Genomic DNA, 19,851 nt, shown 5'->3' with positions numbered 1-19,851 from the left:
ATAAAAATGAACATATTAAGTATTTTTGTTCTCATCCCCCTGTTGATGTTACTTGGTCTCTGGCTGAGTCGCAACATCAAGCAGATACGCATGGTGATGGTGACAGGTGCATCGGCATTAGTGTTGGCCGCCGTAGGCCTAACCATTGCTTATCTGCAAGCGCGTGCCGCCGGAGACACAGCCGAAATGCTCTTCCGCGCGGATGTACCCTGGTATCCGGCACTCAACATACACTACTCCGTGGGAGTAGACGGCATTTCAGTAGCCATGCTGCTGCTCTCTGCCATCATAGTCTTCACCGGTACTTTCGCCTCCTGGCGTCTGCAACCGTTGACGAAAGAATATTTCCTTTGGTTCACCCTGCTCTCTCTGGGTGTGTTCGGCTTCTTCATTTCTACGGACCTGTTCACCATGTTCATGTTCTATGAAGTAGCACTGATTCCGATGTACCTGCTTATCGGTGTATGGGGATCAGGACGTAAGGAATACTCTGCCATGAAACTGACACTGATGTTGATGGGTGGTTCCGCATTCCTGCTTATTGGTATTCTGGGTATCTATTTCGGTTCCGGTGCCACCAGTATGAACCTGCTGGAAATAGCCCAATTGCATAATATTCCTATCGAACAGCAACGCATTTGGTTCCCGCTTACCTTCCTCGGTTTCGGTGTACTCGGTGCATTGTTCCCGTTCCACACATGGAGCCCCGACGGCCACGCTTCGGCGCCTACTGCCGTAAGTATGCTCCATGCAGGTGTACTGATGAAACTTGGTGGTTACGGTTGTTTCCGTATCGCCATGTATCTGATGCCTGAAGCTGCTCAGGAACTCGGCTGGATATTCCTGATACTGACAGGTATCTCCGTTGTCTACGGTGCCTTCTCGGCTTGTGTACAGACAGACTTGAAGTATATTAACGCCTACTCTTCCGTATCTCACTGCGGCCTCGTGCTCTTCGCCATCCTGATGATGAACCAAACGGCTTGTACCGGTGCTGTCCTGCAAATGCTCAGCCACGGATTAATGACTGCCCTGTTCTTTGCCCTCATTGGTATGATCTACGGTCGTACCCACACACGCGACGTACGTGAGCTTTCGGGATTGATGAAAATCATGCCGTTCCTTGCTGTCTGTTATGTCATTGCCGGACTTGCCAATCTCGGACTTCCAGGACTCAGCGGTTTCGTTGCCGAGATGACAATCTTCAACGGTGCTTTCCAGCATGCAGATATTTTCCACCGCACGTGGACTATCATTGCCTGTACCAGTATCGTGATTACCGCAGTCTATATCCTCCGACTGGTTGGCAAGATACTGTATGGAACTTGCACCAACAAGCACCATCTGGCGCTGACTGATGCTACCTGGGATGAACGCACTGCCGTTATTATTCTCATTGTCTGCGTTGCAGGCCTCGGTCTTGCTCCGTTGTGGATCAGCAATATGATTGGAGACAGCGTGTTGCCCCTGGTGAGTATATTTCAATAATGGTATGCTAATAACTTATAACTAATAACTTATCATTCAATAGATATGGACTATTCCCAATTCCTTATTCTCAAAGAAGAGCTTTCGCTGATAGCTGTCATCGTGATCCTCTTCGTGGCCGACCTCTTCATGAGCCCCGATGCTCACAAGAAGGACGGTAATCCACGACTCAACACCATGTTGCCCGTCGTGCTGCTCACGATACACACGCTGATTACCATCATACCCGGTCCGGCTGCCGATGCTTTCGGTGGTATGTACCATAACGCCCCGATACAAAGCATCGTGAAGTCCATCCTCAGCGTCGGTACGCTGATTGTTTTCCTGATGGCACATGAGTGGCTGAAACGACCGGACACTGTAATCAAGCAAGGCGAATTTTATATGCTGACGCTCTCTACCCTGCTGGGTATGTACTTCATGATTTCCGCAGGACACTTCCTGATGTTCTTCATCGGACTGGAAACAGCAAGTATCCCGATGGCTGCATTGGTTGCTTTCGACAAGTACCGCCACCACTCCGCCGAAGCCGGTGCCAAGTACATCCTCACCGCACTTTTCTCCAGCGGACTGCTGCTTTATGGCATCTCGCTTATTTACGGAACAGTAGGTACTCTCTATTTCGATGATATCCCGGCTCACCTGGACGGCAGTGCCCTGCAAATAATGGCATTTGTCTTTTTCTTCTCCGGCATGGGATTCAAGCTTTCCCTTGTTCCTTTCCACCTCTGGACGGCAGACGTGTACGAAGGTGCCCCGAGTGTAGTAACTGCTTATTTAAGTGTTATTTCTAAAGGATCGGCAGCTTTTGTATTGATGACTATCCTTATCAAGACATTCGCTCCGATGGTGGATCAATGGCAGGAAATTCTTTATTGGGTTATCATAGCTTCTATCACCCTTGCCAACCTTTTCGCCCTGCGTCAGGAAAACCTGAAACGCCTGATGGCATTTTCCAGTATCTCGCAGGCAGGCTACATCATGTTGGGTGTGATTGCCGGAACGCAACAGGGTATGGCATCATTGGTGTATTATGTACTTATTTACATGTTCGCCAACCTCTCTGTATTTGCAGTGATTACGATTATCGCCCTTCGTGCCCAGCGTTTCACGCTCGAAGAATATAACGGATTATACAGTACCAACCCGAAACTGGCATTCCTCATGACGCTTGCTTTGTTTTCATTGGCAGGTATTCCTCCGTTCGCAGGCTTCTTCTCGAAGTTCTTTATCTTCGCAGCAGCTTTCCAGGGCGGTTTCCATCTGCTGGTGTTCATCGCATTGGTGAATACGATTATTTCACTCTATTACTATCTGAAGATTGTGAAGTCCATGTATATCAACAAGAGTGATGAGCCTATCGCCACTTTCCGTAGCGATAACTACACGCGTGCCAGCCTTGTCATCTGTACGCTCGGTATTATTGTATTGAGCCTTGCGAGCGTGGTTTATCAGTCCATCGACAAGTTCTCGTTCGGACTGAATTAGTTACGAGCTACAAAAGCTACGAGCTACAAGTTACGAGTGGTTGCGCTATTACACCGCAAAGCACTTGTAACTTGTAGCTCGTAACTCTTATACCACCGGCAGAATAAACCAGAACGTCGATCCTTTACCCAATTCACTATCCACACCGATAGTGCCTCCCAGTTGCTCTATAATACTCTTACTGATAGAAAGTCCCAGGCCGGTGCCCTGAACAAACGAGTTCAACTTTATAAAGCGGTCGAATATCTTCTCACAGGCTTCCGGGGCAATACCGATACCTGTATCCGATACATATATTCGTAAATGCTTTGCATCCGGTTGGTCATATCCGATACGGATATAGCCGGTTGTAGTGAACTTAATCGCATTATTTACAAAATTAGCAACCACCTGATGCAAACGATTAGGATCACTCACAATGACGCATGACGGTAAAGTCGGTTCGAATAAAAGCTCAACACCCGGCTTCACACGCAGTTTCATGGAGCGCTGAACATCTCCACACAGAGTATTCACATCCAGATCCCTTATTTTAAAGTCGAAAGTTCCCGCCTCAATCTTCGATAAATCCAGAATATCAGAAATCAGTTGCAGCAAAAGTTCATTATTCTCTTCCACCATCTTTGAGTATTCCCGCTTTTCTCCCTGATCTTCCGTCTCCACCAGCAAACTTGAAAAACCTACAATAGCATTCAACGGTGTACGTATCTCATGACTCATATTCGCCAGGAAAGCACTCTTCAAGCGGTCTGCCTCTTCAGCTTTCTCTTTGGCTTCAATCAGTTTTTGTTCTGTTTCCTTCAATTCAGTGATATCGTAGTTAACACCGATCAATTCAATCAGCCCATTCTCAGGATCATAGCGGTTGAGCACTACATTCATACGTACCCAGTTCCACTGGTCCAATGTTCCGGATTTGAGCACGCGCATTTCACTTTTGAAACTCGTAGCTTCCCCCCGTTTGGCCTTCTCAAAGAAAGCCAATACACGTACCCTGTCTTGCGGGTGCATTTTATTATAAATTCCTACCACTTCAACCAATGGCGTATCTTCATCTTCCCCCATATTCTTATACCATTGCTTGATGGCATATCCATTACGGGTAAGCAGGTTCAGTTTGGCATAACCTACTTTGGCATATTCAGAAATCAACAGGAAGAAGTTTTCAAAATCACGTATCCGGTTAATGGAACTGATACGTTCCGTATTGTCTATATTGATAAGTACAAAACCATTGTTATCGCCCTGCTTATCGTATATCTTACTTATTTTCGTATAAAGTTCTATTCCACCTCTTTTCTCCGATTCATAATAATCGCTCACATTGGAGAATTCATAGTCCTGCGAAAAGTCAAGTTCATCTTCCACTTTCACCCTTTCACGGATATCAGACGGCACATTCGGATTCTCATAGAAGTTCACTCCAATCGTACTTGATTTGTCCTTAACCCCAAATATCTCCATATCTTTATTATTAAGATCTATCAGTATCCCATCCTTATTATAAATCTCCACACCGACAGGAATATTGGAAAAGAGATTTCGCAATAGTTTCTCGCTGTGATCCAAAGCCATATACGTACGACGCATCTCAGTGACATCCATATAGAGACAAACCAATTCATCCGGTTCGGGAGAATAAATAATACAATGACAAGTCCTCTTTGACTCTTCAAAATATTCATCCAGTTCCCTGTACAGACCATGCTTATGTATATCTGCAAGAATCCTAAGCTTGGTTGACAGTTTGTCTGAAGAATAGATTTCTGAAGCAAAACGCCCTTTATATCTCTCTAAAGGCGAACCGCACAAATCGGCACTGAACTGATTAGCATCTGTGATAAGATAGTCATAAGGTTCACCTTCTTCATCGCAAAGAATGGAAAGGCGTACATAGCCCATAGGCATATACTTATAGAGATTACTCAGGAAATTACGTTCACGGTCGGCCTCATCTCTGGCAAGACGCAAGCTGATACAAATATTAATGATATCGGCTAAAGAGGAGAACCATTGATAGTCTTCATTCGTCCATTTATAGTACCTATCTACCAAGTCAATACCGATATATCCCCACACCCGTTCGGTATTCCGGAGCGGAACCACCATGAGTGACTTTATATTCTGCATAGCAAGTATCTCAGACTCCTGACGTGCCACCCGTGGCAAATCCGATAAAGTATTCAATAGGATGGGTTTGCCTGCCAACATTTGTTTAAGCCACCACTCCATGCCATTAGTAGGAATTTGTTGCAGCATGTCTATTTCCGGACTAACTCCTTCAGCCACTACCTCGTAGGTACAAGTTTGTGTGCGATATTCGGCATCGTATTCCACTATATAGACACGTCCGCCATGAAAGAGTTCGAGGACATCCTTCAATACTCCCGAAATCACTTCACTCAGGCTTTTATCTTTCAGAAAGTTACGTAAGGACTGGGACACTGAATGCTGTCGGAACAGCAATTCATTAAACTGTTTCAGAATATCACCGGATTGTGCGTCTGCAGGGGTATTGACCAGTTGAAGGATACCAAATGCTTTTGGATGCCCATCTTCTGTCAGCCACTTTTCGCCCAGACGGGAACAAACCCACACAATGCCTTGTGAAGAGTAAATAGGAAAAGTTTGCTCATATACCTCGATTTCTTCTATCGAAAGGAATTCACGTGTGATACGGCAACGGTAATCTTCACGAATCAGTTGGCCGAACTGGCGAAAAGTCAGAGTGTCTCCCTCCAAGCCTAACAAATTACAAACATATTCGGAACAAAGATATTCCCCCGTAGCGAAGTCTGCTTCCCACCAGCCTATTTGTCCAACAGATGAAAGGAGCTGAAAACGTTTTGCCTCATGTGATTGGTTGCCACTCATACGATTGTGCTTTTAATATTCGTAAATAGTGCAAAGATAATGCTTACTTATTAATTTCCACTCTATTCATATCAACAAAAAAAAGAAAGTTTGGGTTCGTTAATGTAGTAAGTCAGAAGAGTTTATCAGCCGTTTTTTTCAACAATTCAGTTTGTCACTTAATTGTAACCTAATTGAGAATCAATTGTATGACATGTGTATTACGGTTGTAATTCCGTTGCCGCATCTTTGCACCGGAAACAAGAAACGATAAAAGATGAGCATGAAACTGGATTTAGGAAAAGTATTTTTCTTCATTTTATTATTGGTGCTTTCCACCATGACCGCCATGGCTGGAAACATCAAAGGAACCGTCCTCGACAAGCAGACGAAAGAGCCACTGACCGGAGCTACCATACAGATAACCGGGACAGCGCAGGGTGTGGTAGCCGATATTGACGGCAATTATACACTGAATGTAAATGACGGTACATATACCATAACCGTGAGATATATAGGATACAAAGACATCCTGCTCAACAGCATAAAAGTCAAGGCCGAAACTTTGCTGAACTTTGAGATGGAAAGTGATGCACAAGCGTTAGGCGAAGTCTCCGTAGTGGCCAAAAAGAATCTGGAAGGTGAACGAGCCCTGCAGATGGAACGGCAGAAAGCCACCCTTGCAATCGAAAATCTCGGTGCCAAAGAAATGAGTATCAAAGGAATCAGCAATGTGGAAGAAGGTGTAAAAAAGATAACCGGTATCTCCATCGCCAGTGCCGGACAGTTGATTGTGCGCGGTCTGGGCGACCGGTACAGCACCACCACTCTGAACGGACTTCCCATCGCCTCTCCTAATCCGGACAATAAACTGATCCCTCTGGATATCTTCCCTGCATCTACCGTACAGAATATTACCGTGAGCAAAGTATATGACGCCAGTGCATTCGCCGACTACTCGGGGGCACACATCGACATCAGTACCAAAGAGAATGTAGGCAGTGATTTTCTGTCCATCAACTTCAATGCAGGTGGCAAGTTCAATACGCTAGGCAAAGATTTCTACCGGATGGACCGCGACGGCTCTCTGTTCAAGACTCCTTCTCTGGATCAGAAACTGATAGACATGTCATTAACAGACTTTGAAGAGTATGCACGCCACAACCGCCTCTTTAACACCAGTTTTCAGGTTAGTAAAAAGACTGCCCTACCCGAATTCGGCGGAAATATCGGTTTCGGCAAACGTTTCACCCTGGGTGGAAATGAAGTCAGCGTTCTGGGCTCCATAGGAGTAAGCAACGACCTGCAAACCATGGACAATGCCTCCATACGTACCTTAGAAGCTACAGGAAATACCCTGAATGAATTTAACTACGACAGCTACAGCAACGAGTTAAAGATTGCTGCACTGGGTAATCTCGGCTACAGTTTCCGCACTTCCGATCACATCGGATATACCTTCTTCTACGCCCGCAATGCCATCGACACTTATATGAGGCGCGAAGGTGTGGACTACGAAGACCACCATCTGATAGGCAGCAACAACGTGACACACATCTACAGTCTGCAAAACCATCAAGTAAACGGCAAGCACTACTTCGGCAAACAGTGGGACCTCAACTGGAGCGGCTCGTACAGCAAGACCTCCAGCGACGAACCCGACCGCCGCCAAGTAATGTTCATCCGTGAAGATGACCAGATAAAACTCTTCAAACTGAACCGCCAAGAAACCATGCGTTACTTTGGCTCACTGAATGAAGATGAATGGGTGGGCGACCTCACCGCCAGCTACCGCTTTGGCGACAACAACAAGTTGCAGGCCGGTTTCACCTATAAAGACAAGAATCGTGACTATATGGGTACACGCTTCTACTACAACCTGAACAAACTGAACCCTACCATCACCGACATCTACGATACCGACTCCTTCCTCAACATGGAAAATGTAGAAAACGGTTCCATCACCATAGACCGGAAGAAGCAGCCCAAAGACAGCTATACAGCCGGTAACAGCATTTATGCAGGATACATTGCCACTGAATACTACCCCGTAGCCCCGTTATTGGTGAACCTGGGAGTACGCTACGAAATCAGCAAGCAATGGGTAGACTACTATACCGATGGCGGAAAAGCCGAACGCAGTGAACTGAACAAAAACGACCTTTTCCCCTCACTGAACATGAAATACCAGATGAACGAAAAGAACAGTCTGCGCTTTGCCTTCTCACGCACAGTGACGCGTCCTTCGTTTATCGAAATGGCCCCCTTCCTCTATCAGGAATCCTACGGTTCGGCACAGATACGCGGTAACGCTGATTTGCAAAACGGCTACAACTATAACATCGATCTGCGCTACGAACTCTTTGAAAAGAATGGGGATATGCTCTCCATCACCGCCTACTACAAGCACCTGAAAGCACCGATAGAGCGTGTACAGACTCTGTCAGGCGGTTCCGCCGTGCATTCTTTCCGCAATGCGGACAACGGTATGGCAACGGGGGTGGAGATAGAATTCCGCAAAGAGATAGTGAAAGACCTGCGTTTCGGCGTGAACGGCTCGTATATGTACACTAACGTGAAACTGCCCGAAGGCGGTGCCTACACCAACAGCCAGCGTGCCTTGCAGGGAGCATCGCCCTACCTGGCAAATGCAGACCTCACCTATTCACCCGCTTTCAGCAACGATCGCCAACTCAGCGTTGCCCTGCTCTACAATCTGCAAGGTCCCCGCATCCACTCCGTAGGTATCTCCGGTCTGGGAGACATCAAGCAACAGCCGGTACACACGCTGAACTTTACAGGCAGTTACCGCTTCAACCGGCGTTTCGCGGTGAAGTTGCAAGTCAACGACCTGCTGAACCAAGACATCCTCTTCAAGCAAGAAGTGCCTACCACCGGAGATAAAGTAGAAGTGGAACGCTTCAGAAAGGGTACAGGCTTTGAAGTTGGCTTCAGCTATGACCTGTAAGAGAAAAGAAAAATTTTGAGAGAGACAAACAATAGAAACTCATTTTATCAACTAAACGATTATTAGTATGAGAACATCAAATTGGAAATTCATGACTATGGCCCTTGCGGCAAGCATGACCTTATTCACTGCATGTACCGACAACAACGAACCCGGAAACGGGGACGGCGGTGAAGACAACAAGTATGAACTGACGAAAGACATCGAAAGCGATACGGAACTGGAAGCCGGAAAGACTTACACGCTAAGTGGCGGCATACACGTAAAGAATGGTGCCACACTGAAGATTCCCGCAGGCGTCACCATTATTGCCAAACATGACGATGTGGTAGACTATATCCTCATAGAACAAGGAGCCAAGATAGATGCACAAGGCACTGCCAGCAACCCTATCGTGATGACTTCCGAAAAGAAAGAACCGGGCGCATGGGGCGGTATCCACATCTGCGGATACGCACACACCAATGCCGAAGGCGGAACGGGTAGCTCGGAAATAGGCGGCGCACCCTATGGTGGCAATAATGACGCCGACAATTCCGGTACATTGCGGTATGTTCGTGTAGAGTACACCGGATTTGCCTTCGACGAAGAGCACGAAGCCAACGGTATCACCTTCTACGGTGTAGGAAACGGGACAACGGTAGAGTATTGCCAGGCATACATGGGTTCCGATGATGGTTTCGAATGGTTCGGTGGTTCCGTCAATGTGAAGTATCTGGTATCTACCGACTGTAGCGACGACTCTTTCGACTGGACCGAAGGCTGGAACGGCAAAGCACAATTCCTCGTAGCTTACCAAAGCCCCAAAGACGAACTGGGATACGACTGCGACTGCCTGATGGAGTGCGACAACAACGGCAAGAGCTTCGGTGCAACGCCCGTAGCCTGCCCCACACTTGCCAACCTGACACTGATAGGTAACGGAGAGTCTAAGCAAGGTATCCGCCTGCGTGCCGGTACAAAGGCAAAAATCTACAACGCCATTGTAAAAGGCAAAGGGCAATGCCTCACCACCGAAACTACAGAAACAGAAAATGCTTTGATGGATGGTAGCTCCGAGCTGCAATACATCACACTGGCCACGGACATAAGCTGCAAAGAAGGTATCTATTCTTCCAATGAATTCACCAAAGACGGTAACCACAATATCATCAATTATAGCGTCATGTTCACCAACGGCTATGTAGGTACTATCGAAGGCGGGAAAAACCTGAGCGACGACAGTTTCTTCACTCAAGCCGCCTATCAGGGTGCAGTACCCGCAAGTAATGACTGGACACAAGGCTGGACACTGAAAAGCGGTATAGCCGAAGAGACCATTGAAGAGCTGAAAGGTGAAATAACCACCAGCAAGACTCTGACAGAAGGAAAAACCTACTACCTGACCGGAGAATACAAAGTGAAGAATGGCGCCACACTGAAAATAGAACCGGGTGTAACCATCATCGCCAAACACGATGACATCGTAGACTACATCCTCGTAGAACAAGGTTCCAAGATCGATGCGCAGGGTACTGCCGAAAACCCCATCGTAATGACCTCCGAAAAGAAAGAAGCCGGAGCCTGGGGTGGTATCCACATCTGCGGATATGCACACACTAATGTAGCCGGCGGCACAGGCAGCTCGGAAATAGGCGGTGCCATTTACGGGGGTAACAACGATGCCGACAACTCCGGTACACTGCGCTACGTGCGTATCGAATACAGCGGATACGCTTTCGATGAGGAACACGAAGCCAATGGTTTCACCTTCTATGGCGTAGGCAACGGCACCACAGTAGAATATTGCCAGGCTTACCAAGGTTCTGATGACGGTTTCGAGTTCTTCGGCGGATCCGTTAACATAAAATACTGCGTATCTACCAGTTGCAGCGATGACTCCTTCGACTGGACTGAAGGTTGGAACGGAAAAGCCCAGTTCCTTGTAGCCTATCAGGAAGCAGCGGAAACACTGGGGTATGACTGCGACTGTCTGCTGGAATGTGACAACAACGGTACGAACTTCGCTGCTACTCCCATTGCCCACCCCATCCTCGCCAACCTCACACTGATTGGCAACGGTGGCAGCAAACAGGGCGTACGCCTGCGTGCCGGAACACAAGTGGAGCTTTACAATACGCTTATCACCGGCAAAGGGCAACCTCTGACCGTAGAAACCACAGAAACTGAAACAGCCCTGAAAGAGGGTGTATCTAAACTGGAGTACGTAGCTATCAGCAAAACATTGTCTTCCAAAGAAGGCATTTACACCAACGATATGTTCGCAGCAGCAACGGGCAACCTCACTGCACAGAACTTCACTTGGGAGAATCTCTACGAAGGCACTATTGATGGTGGCAAAGACCTCAGTGCCGACAGTTTCTTCACCAAAGCCGAATATAAGGGAGCTGTAAAAACAGGCGACAACTGGACAAGCGGCAACTGGATCAAACAATAAAACGAGAAACACACATAATTCACGAAGCAATAGCTTCTACAAAGGCAACGCCGGACAAGTTCAGAGGAACTGTCCGGCATAAATTCTCATCTAAGAGAGAAAAGATCGAGAATCGGTGCCGATTATCTCAATTAAGCCTTTCGCGGAAATCTTCACCGGATGGTGACTGGAATACGTGAAGATCAAACTCAGAAATAATAGCCAACAGATGGTCGAAGACATCAGACTGCAAGTCTTCATAAGGTATCCAGGATGTGGTTGCAGAGAAAAAATACAGTTCCAACGGTATACCGTGATCGGTAGGCTGAAGCTGGCGCACCATGCAAGTCATATTATGATTCACCCCCGGATGGCTCTTCAGGTAACAATTCAGATAGGCACGGAAGACACCAAGATTCGTCTGGCGACGACCATTTACAAGGATGGAGTTATCGATATGATGTTCTTCATTATACTCCTTAATCACTTGTTCCGTCTGTTCAACATAGTTTGCCAAGAGCTGTATCTTGCGATACTTCGCCAACATTTCAGGCGTACAGAACCGCACACTGTTCATATCGATATTGATAGAACGTTTGATACGGCGTCCGCCACTCTCCTGCATACCACGCCAGTTCTGGAAAGAGTCGCTTACGAGCAAGTAAGGCGGAATAGTAGTGATGGTTTTGTCGAAATTACGAACCTTCACTGTATTCAATGACACTTCTATTACATCACCGTCCGCTCCATACTTAGGCATAGTGATCCAGTCGCCTACTTTCAGCATATTGTTGGCAGAAAGTTGCACACCGGAAACAAAGCCCATGATACTGTCTTTGAATACTAACATCAGCACGGCAGCCGAAGCTCCCAGACCGGTGAGTAATACACCGGGCGAACGGTCAATCAGTATGCTGACAACGATGATACCACCGACAAAATAAAGGATGACCTGTACTGTCTGCAAGAGTCCCTTCAAAGGACGGTCGCGAAACTGTTCCTTCTCGCTATACACGGTATAAACTGCAGTAAGCAAAGCGCTGATAAAGCTAAGAAACATTATAATAATAAAGATGAGACAGAAACGCAGGATAAGCGCCAACGTTGCCGACTCTGCGTCGGAAAATGCCAGAGGAAGCAGGATATAAATAAGAATAGGTGCCACCATACGGCTAAGATGCACCATCACTTTGCGGTCGAAAACAATGTCATCCCAGGTGGCTTTTGTTTGCTTTACCAAACGCGAAACGACTTTCAGCAAGATCTTCCGGCAAACAGTATCCGCCAGATAAGCTACCAGGAGAACTCCCAGGAATGCTATAAATTGATCTAACTGGGCAGCCAATGACTGGCTGAAACCTAAAGCCTGAAGTCCTTCGTTAATTTGTTGTACAATGCTCATGATACTAAGAATTAATTTTGGTGTTAATGGTTAGTAATTAACGCTCCCTGTTCAGGAAGTCTCCTATATCTTCTTTTAACCACTGATACAAGTAAAGGTTCTTGTATCCGCTGTTCTTTTTCAACATCAAGCTGACGTTGGTCTGGCTATTCTCATAGCTGGTCAGTTCGTTATGGAATTGCTCGTTGTGGGCAGCCAGACGCTTAATTTCCTGTTCGCGCTCGCGACGCAGCACAGTACATACGGGGATAAGAAGTTTCATCACAACACCATCCATGAGGTGATGCCCCTGTATGTAGAGATAAGTAGTATCAGGATTCAGTCCCAGCTTCTCCAGTTCCAGACCCAAAGCCTCCACCGACTTGATATTTCGCGGAAAACGTCTGCGCATCTCGGAAAGTTTCTTGGCAACGGCACGCTGCACGGGCTCCAGTGTTCGTTCGGGATGATGTACATTGACTTCCTGCAAGCGGGTGCAGGCATTGAAGTCATACATCGGAAAAGTATATGTATCTCGTTGGCGATAGAACCAGACGTTCCAGAGAAAGAGCGGATAGACAATTTGCGAATAACGCTTCAGGAAAGCAGGAAAGTCTATCAGCATACGGTCGTTCAACGTAGCCTGCACGCAAACTTCATGCAAGCTTTCAGCATAACAATGGAAATTCTCGATGGCATATGCGTACGTCTGGAATATGTAGGGACTACTGTTTATCTTATGTGAAACGCTCGTTTTGCCTTGTAACAGAAAGTCGTAGTCACTGTCCACACAGGCTATCAGGCTCTTGCCCAGTTCAGTAGTGTTCAGCGTATTCATCAGCACCATCTTCTTACCCTTGGCAAGAGAGGTAGCCGAAGGCAGCATCACCTGAAAATAATATTCATCTGTCTCGAACTCAGCCAACAATGTGCGCCAGAAAGCTACATCATCGTAACTTTCCACATACGCCACAATGCGACGCCGCGCCTTCTTAGGATAAAGCTTGTTGGCGGCATTGAAATAGGCGGATGTAAGATTATGTTTTAAAGAAGTAGCCATGGTTATATTATCACTTTATCACCTTTATTTATATCTCAGTCGAAATATCGCTCACTTCCGTCACCGCATCCAGCCAGCCTTCCATGATGACGGCGGGAGAATGAGTGGTAAGTATCAGTTGCACATTGGGATTCAATTCACGTATCATACCGATAAGTTTTTGCTGCCACTCGATGTGAAGAGAAGCTTCGGGTTCATCCATAAAGAGGACACAATGGGCATTGTCGCGCACCAGCACGGTGAGCAGGATAATCAGCATCTGTTTTTCACCGGAAGATAGTTTATAGGGCAACAGGCGTTCACCGTCCTGATAGAAGATGATTTCATTACTGCGGCGATCTATGGTTTTGCGGGTATAGCTGAATAACTGATCCATCAGATCCTGGAACTTCCGCTTGGGAAGGGATAAGGAAGCGGCTTGTGAACGCTGTTCCTCATCACCGGAAAGGAGTTCGATCATCTTGTTGCCAATATTCACCTGGTAATCGAGGTATCGGCGTTGCAAGAGATAAAGTTGCCAGTCCAGTTCGGATTTGACGTTCGGATCGGCCATGCGGGCGGTAAAGTCGCCCATAATCAAGGGGCGGTCGTAACTACGAATTACGTCGTAAGGAATATACGTGGCATCCGGACGGTCGAAGGTAACACGTACGCCCTCTATCTCGCCGTTCTTTATCTCCCCCGAAAGTTCTTCCAGATAGTGGACGGAACGGTTAAGGATCGTGGTTTTCCCCACTCCGTTGATACCGGAAAGGATATTCACGTCGGGACGTAAGTCCCAAGCTATGTCAAAGCGATCCCACAACCTGTGTATCTCTATACGTTTGATGTAATTAGCTTGTTCTTCCATAGTTTTTGCTTTTAATTAAAGCAAATATACGTGATTATCTTTTATTTCCACGCCCGGAAATAGAAAAATCACTTCTCATCCGGTAAATCAATGCAGAAACATGCGCCATCCCGATAAGATGTATCGAGATAAATGGAACCACCCAGACGGGTGACAATGAGGCGACAGGAATAAAGACCTAAGCCTGTGCCAGGCATGAAGTCATCCAGTTTGGTAAAACGGTCGAATATGTATTCGGCTTTGTCGGCAGGGATACCGATCCCCGTATCACTTACCATAATACGAATCTTCCCACCGGTACGCATCAGATTCATACGGATAGTACCGGCAGTTGTAAACTTCGCGGCATTGTTCAGGATATGTTCTACAACGTGTTGCAGATATTTATCATTCGTTTTTACAAGGCACTCATCCAGTCCGGATTCAAACAACCAGGTGATTCCGGATTTTTTCGTTTTTCCCTTACACATATCCAGAAGTCCTGCACAAATCGGCAATATATCTATCCGTTCCATAGGAAATAACTCCAGCGAACTGCTTAAATCCGATACTTGCAGGATATCCTCGAACAATTCGGTCAATTGATTAGAGTTCTTTTCAATGATGACCGGAAAATCTTTCTTGTCCTCCTGATCCAAGTCTTCATTCAGCAACAAAGTACTGAAACCACAGATAGCATTTAGCGGAGTACGTATCTCATGACACATGGATTGGAGGAATTCTGTCTTCATACGGTCACTCGCTTTGGCACGTTCACTTTCCTCAGCCACTTTTTCATTAGACAGAATCAACGCCTGCTTCGTTGCCTTCAGTCGTTTCGTCAACAAGTACTGATAAAGCCCCCAGATAAAGAAAACCAGAAGCAGGACTATGAGCACAACAAAAGCGACGCGATGATAACGTGCCTGAAGCTCTGCCTGTTCTATCTTCAATTTATCCACTTCAAACAACGAACGCATCTCGGCCAACTGCTTATTCGTCTCTTCCACATGATTACCTTCCATCAGACTGGTGTACTCCCAAAAAGCGTCAAATCCTTCTTTGTAATGTTGTTTCCATCGGGTAACCAGGTTAATCTTCTTCGCCAACAACTCTGTCCGACTGTTCGTATCGGCAGAATCCGTTTGTTCCAGCAGTTCATCGATGGTCCGCATGGCAAGGTCATACTGTGCCGTATAAAAATAGTAACGGAAAGCGGACGGCAAAAGCCACTCTTTATTCTCTTCCGGCGTCTTGACCTGATAATATTCCTTCATCCGGGAATAAATTTCATCAGCCCTTTTCCTGCCTATGATATCTCCGAAGTAAAGAAGCTCGCTATAAACACCCATACGCAAGGCTTCACGACTACGGGTGCGGATATAAGCGCGTCTCTTATAGAAAGGCAATTCAAACTGATTGTCATAGAGTTGTTCCGTCTGTTCCAAGGCCTCCACCGCTTTAGCGGCTTCCTCAGCTTTTCCTTCCGCACGGTATATGAATTCGATACGGGTCAGATAATACCAATTGAACTTATAACTGACCTCGAACGGCAGACCGCTGACCAAATGGTGAATGTTCTTCAAATGAACAATGCGGTCTTCTGAATTGGCAACAGACGGTGAAAAGTAACTAATGCATTCCATTGCCGAACAAAGTATCATTTCCCACTGCACTTCCTGCGACTTATCCGAGAGATTTACCTTATGACGCTTATACCGTGAGATTTCTTCATTGGCTTCATCAGGTTTCTCCGCCTCATCCATCTTGCAAACAGAAGGAAAAGCTTTGAGCCATGCCATATAAAAGTCCTTATAAGCCCCTTCCAGACACTCTTCTCCTATCTGCTGATAGTAGTGCAAAGAGTCAGGTTCATCTTTATAACTGCGACAAAGAATATCCAGTGTCTCAAAAATATATATCTGATTTTTCAACTGAATGGCCAGTTGCAGCGATTCGTTAATATAGGTACGTTTGCTTGTCACATCATCGGACAAGTCGTACAAGTCAATATACAGCTCCATCCTCTGCTGTTTGTCTACGGAATTGTCTTGTAGTGTTTGCAACAGGTGTTTTCTGGTCTGATTAACATCAATCTCCTGAGCAACACTAACTTGCAGACAAAAGAATATGAACCAGAGGGTCGTTATAATTTTTATCAAGTAGTTTATCATATTCGGACAATTTGAAGAACTTGTCACTTAAGTTGCAAATATAGAATAAATTGGAGGTTAGAGCAAATTTATTTGTATTTAACTGTCGTGAGAAGTCTTTCTATGATTTCACTACAAGTAGGCGTTGGAGGAATTGATATCTATATTATTGACAATCAGCATTGTTGTATATGCATATCCAAACTATCCGTAGCTGATAAAGCCAGTTTATTTTTTATACGCTGTTTAGCTTTCAATACAGACCGGGGAACTATATTAAAAAGAAGAGCGATTGTCTTATTATCCAAACGGGCCCGTATCAGATAGCATAACCTCAATTCCTGGACACTTAAACCAAATGACATCAATTCTTCTGACAGACACCCCCCATAAAATAAATCTATGACGATAAACAGATCCCTCCATTCGACTTCATCCTTAATTATGCCATAGGAAGGCTTTTGATGGAGACACAACAACTGTCCCATTGCCACTATCAAAGAAGAAGAACATTTTGTTAATGCCGAAACCTTCTGGTAATCCTTCAATTGCTTTGTCAACTGTTTATTACGGTACTGCAAACAAGCATTCCAACTATCCTTAGACGTATCCATATCCATCATGTTATATCATATTCATCTATCAATCTTCGTTTTACACCAATCATCTCCTATCTTTTCCACTTCGCTCCTCATTTCCCTAATAGCGGTGTAATAGACTTTCGGCTCTTTAGTCAATACAATCCGTTGCATCTTCTCAAACTTCTCTTTATTCCGGTAGCCCGGCTCCGCATAGAGTTTTGCCAGCAGATAGTAGGGATAAATCCGCCCCGGCAAACGGTGGACTGACGCCCAATAATAGGTTTCAGCCTTCTCATAGTATTGCATTTCCTGATAATTCTTACCTATTATATTCAGTATCATTGGGTCAGTGCTATATAAGGAAGCTTGTTCCAGAAACGAATTAGACAGATCATAACGTCCTGATTTATATAAGCTGTGTCCATATTCAAATAAGAATTCCCCTCTTTCGTCCAACTGCGGATAGAGCTTATGGTAAGCCTCATTGGCAGCAGTATAATTTCCCTGATGATAAAGCATCCTCGCATACACCCAATCTCGGCAGGCATCTTCCTCCCGTTGCCATTTACCGTTAAGCCCCACTGTCCATATCAGCGCACAAGTGCCGCAAATAAGAAATTTTCCGCCCACATCTCCGGCCCCACAAGCAAACAGCAGGCATATACCGGTTACCATGAAAACCGGGAAATGCATGGGATAAGAAGAAAAAGAGAAAACGAGCAAGGATATGAGTGCTCCGCAAATTTCATAACGCCCCCATTTTGTCCCTAGCCACAGACCTGCCCCAATAGTCGAGAAGAACATGACACCAAGCATAACTCCTGCTGTTAACGCCAACTCCAGATATTCATTGAAAGCATATTCCGGACTTCCGGCCACGCGCTCTTCCCAAACAGCATAGTCTCCACTACCAAAGTATTTTTCCTGCGCTTCGCCATAAGCATAGACAAATCCTTCACGACATCCCCAAGGATGCTCTACGATAGCTTTACAAGTAATTTTCCACATAAACAGACGTCCCATAGCAGAGTCAGGCTTCAAAAAGAAAATACCAGCACCTCCTAATATCAGAACAAAAAGCCCGACCACTCCCCACGTAAGGTAACGTTTCTTATATCTCCGCCACAATACGCTCCACTTACGTCTGTCACGATGCATATACGCCACCCATGCACAGCTTATTGCAGCAGCAATCCAGGCAGAACGGCTCATTGTGGCCGGCAGTACACATAAGATCAGAATACCGGCAAGCCCTGCCGTCACTTTTTCTATTTTATGAAGAACATCTGTGCTTTTCCACTCACAGGCACGTAAATACAAATGCAGGCAGACAGGTAATATCATCGCTAAATATCCCCCATACGGACCGGGATTGAAGAAAGAGCCTGTCAGTGCATACCGTGAATGCCCGGAAACAGAAAACCCATATAATTGCCGCAAGCCCCAAACGGCTTCAATTGCCCCTAACAATACTAGGCTCCAAGCCACATGAACAAAGAAATTCCGGAAACACAAAATATCTGTCCAGGAAGCTTTTCCTAGAAGTTGTAGCAAACAAGAAGCAGTGATACAACCGGTCGAAACCAACACAGCTTTCCCAAACCACACCCACTGGCCGATGGTTTCTCCCGCAGGCAGTTCAGGAGTTGTCGCACATACCATACTCAGCAAGGAGCAAACAGCAACAAACTGTAGCAAAATAACTGTAGCTTCTCTCTTTTTATGCATCCATCCTATCATCATTCTATCTTTTTGAATATCCTATTCCATCGTACTCTATCCGTCCTCTTATCCACTGATTTCCATATCCTGACAGCCTTTCCAACAATATATTCTTCCGGTAATAACCCCCAATAACGGGAATCTCTTGAATTCTCCACCCTGTCGCCCGCCATGAAGTAATAGTTCTTTAAAAAGCGATATTCAGCAATGAGGCTATCACCTAAATATATATTCCCCGCTTCATACCGAAGACTCTTTTTCTGCTCCCACTCCACCATATTCTTGTAAAGTTTAACAGTGCGTCCATCCATCGGAACAATGTCACCTGATTTAGGAATATACAGAGGCCCGAACTTTTTCACCGTCCACCTTATCAGAGAATCTCCGGGATATGCCCTCACACCAATTGCATCATCTGTAAGGCCCTGTTCCCTTATCAGAGTCATGAACCTGTCCTGCGCATCCACGCACCCCAATGTCCCCGCATAGCCATTCACTTTGTAACGTCCGCTTACAATGCAGAACGTGTCTCCCGGCAACGCAACACACCGTTTCACATAATACTGCATCACATCCATTTCAATCTGTCTCCACTTTTTAGGACAAGGATAATTGAAGACAATCACATCATTCCTTCGGACTTTACCTATTCCCGGCAAACGTTTTATCTCCACCTGCTTTCCTGCAACGGCTTCCATCACATTGAACAATCTTGCTCCATATACCAATTTATCCACCAGTATTACATCACCGGCCAATAGCTCCGGCTCCATCGAATCACTTGGTATATGAAATGAAGTCATGCAAAAGATCTGTATCAGCAGCCATAGCACAACAATTCCACACAACCAGAGAAAGAGATTAATCCCTTTATCTACGATTTTCTTCAAGGATATGCCTCTTATTGCCATT

12 protein-coding genes and 1 pseudogene are annotated in these 19,851 nt (G+C 45.8%); 5 read left to right on the top strand and 8 right to left on the bottom strand.

What is annotated here, in order from left to right:
- The first annotated feature begins 6 nt into the window (after positions 1-6).
- Together K429_RS0117215 and K429_RS0117210 are read left to right on the top strand one after the other, a co-directional pair.
- Positions 7-1,488 (top strand): NuoM family protein, encoded by a 1,482-nt coding sequence (locus tag K429_RS0117215; RefSeq protein ID WP_026367713.1) that lies wholly within the window; start codon positions 7-9, stop codon positions 1,486-1,488.
- Between the two features lie 45 nt (positions 1,489-1,533).
- Complete coding sequence (locus K429_RS0117210) at positions 1,534-2,976, top strand: NADH-quinone oxidoreductase subunit N (protein WP_007212448.1); 1,443 nt, start codon at positions 1,534-1,536, stop codon at positions 2,974-2,976.
- An 87-nt stretch (positions 2,977-3,063) separates the two neighbouring features.
- On the opposite strand, the gene K429_RS0117205 is transcribed toward K429_RS0117210, so the two are convergent.
- The gene (locus K429_RS0117205) at positions 3,064-5,850 is read right to left on the bottom strand and encodes an ATP-binding protein (RefSeq protein WP_007212447.1); all 2,787 of its coding nucleotides are present in this window, start codon (positions 5,848-5,850) and stop codon (positions 3,064-3,066) included.
- Positions 5,851-6,106: 256 nt separating this feature from the next.
- Here K429_RS0117205 and K429_RS0117200 point away from each other — a divergent pair, with 256 nt between their 5' ends.
- The 3 genes and pseudogenes from K429_RS0117200 to K429_RS30920 all read left to right on the top strand — a co-directional run bounded on the left by K429_RS0117200 (position 6,107) and on the right by K429_RS30920 (position 11,234).
- Positions 6,107-8,797 (top strand): TonB-dependent receptor domain-containing protein, encoded by a 2,691-nt coding sequence (locus tag K429_RS0117200; RefSeq protein ID WP_081679813.1) that lies wholly within the window; start codon positions 6,107-6,109, stop codon positions 8,795-8,797.
- 67 nt (positions 8,798-8,864) lie between these two features.
- Positions 8,865-10,088: pseudogene (locus K429_RS31300) on the top strand (hypothetical protein); the annotation flags it as partial.
- A complete protein-coding gene (locus K429_RS30920; protein ID WP_349913375.1) occupies positions 10,089-11,234 on the top strand; it encodes a hypothetical protein in 1,146 nt (381 codons plus the stop codon). It begins immediately after the preceding pseudogene.
- Positions 11,235-11,361: 127 nt separating this feature from the next.
- Here the strand turns inward: K429_RS30920 and K429_RS0117185 are convergent, their stop codons facing one another.
- The 7 genes from K429_RS0117185 to lepB form a co-directional block, all read right to left on the bottom strand.
- Positions 11,362-12,615 (bottom strand): mechanosensitive ion channel family protein, encoded by a 1,254-nt coding sequence (locus K429_RS0117185; protein WP_007212444.1) that lies wholly within the window; start codon positions 12,613-12,615, stop codon positions 11,362-11,364.
- A 37-nt stretch (positions 12,616-12,652) separates the two neighbouring features.
- The gene (locus K429_RS0117180) at positions 12,653-13,654 is read right to left on the bottom strand and encodes a DUF4435 domain-containing protein (RefSeq protein ID WP_026367711.1); all 1,002 of its coding nucleotides are present in this window, start codon (positions 13,652-13,654) and stop codon (positions 12,653-12,655) included.
- A gap of 28 nt (positions 13,655-13,682) precedes the next feature.
- Positions 13,683-14,504, bottom strand: a complete 822-nt coding sequence (locus K429_RS0117175; protein ID WP_007212442.1) for an AAA family ATPase — start codon at positions 14,502-14,504, stop codon at positions 13,683-13,685.
- A 68-nt stretch (positions 14,505-14,572) separates the two neighbouring features.
- Positions 14,573-16,657, bottom strand: a complete 2,085-nt coding sequence (locus K429_RS0117170; RefSeq protein ID WP_026367710.1) for a HAMP domain-containing sensor histidine kinase — start codon at positions 16,655-16,657, stop codon at positions 14,573-14,575.
- A gap of 155 nt (positions 16,658-16,812) precedes the next feature.
- Positions 16,813-17,250, bottom strand: a complete 438-nt coding sequence (locus tag K429_RS0117165; protein ID WP_026367709.1) for a hypothetical protein — start codon at positions 17,248-17,250, stop codon at positions 16,813-16,815.
- A 21-nt stretch (positions 17,251-17,271) separates the two neighbouring features.
- The gene (locus tag K429_RS0117160; RefSeq protein WP_026367708.1) at positions 17,272-18,960 is read right to left on the bottom strand and encodes an O-antigen ligase family protein; all 1,689 of its coding nucleotides are present in this window, start codon (positions 18,958-18,960) and stop codon (positions 17,272-17,274) included.
- Positions 18,957-19,850 (bottom strand): signal peptidase I, encoded by an 894-nt coding sequence (gene lepB / locus K429_RS0117155; protein ID WP_007215257.1) that lies wholly within the window; start codon positions 19,848-19,850, stop codon positions 18,957-18,959. Before lepB ends, K429_RS0117160 begins: the two co-directional genes overlap by 4 nt.
- Position 19,851 lies beyond the last annotated feature (1 nt).

It is taken from the genome of Bacteroides sp. 14(A) (genome assembly GCF_000526555.1).
Taxonomy (GTDB): Bacteria; Bacteroidota; Bacteroidia; order Bacteroidales; family Bacteroidaceae; genus Bacteroides; species Bacteroides cellulosilyticus.
This window is presented reverse-complemented; position numbering and strand designations above follow the sequence as displayed.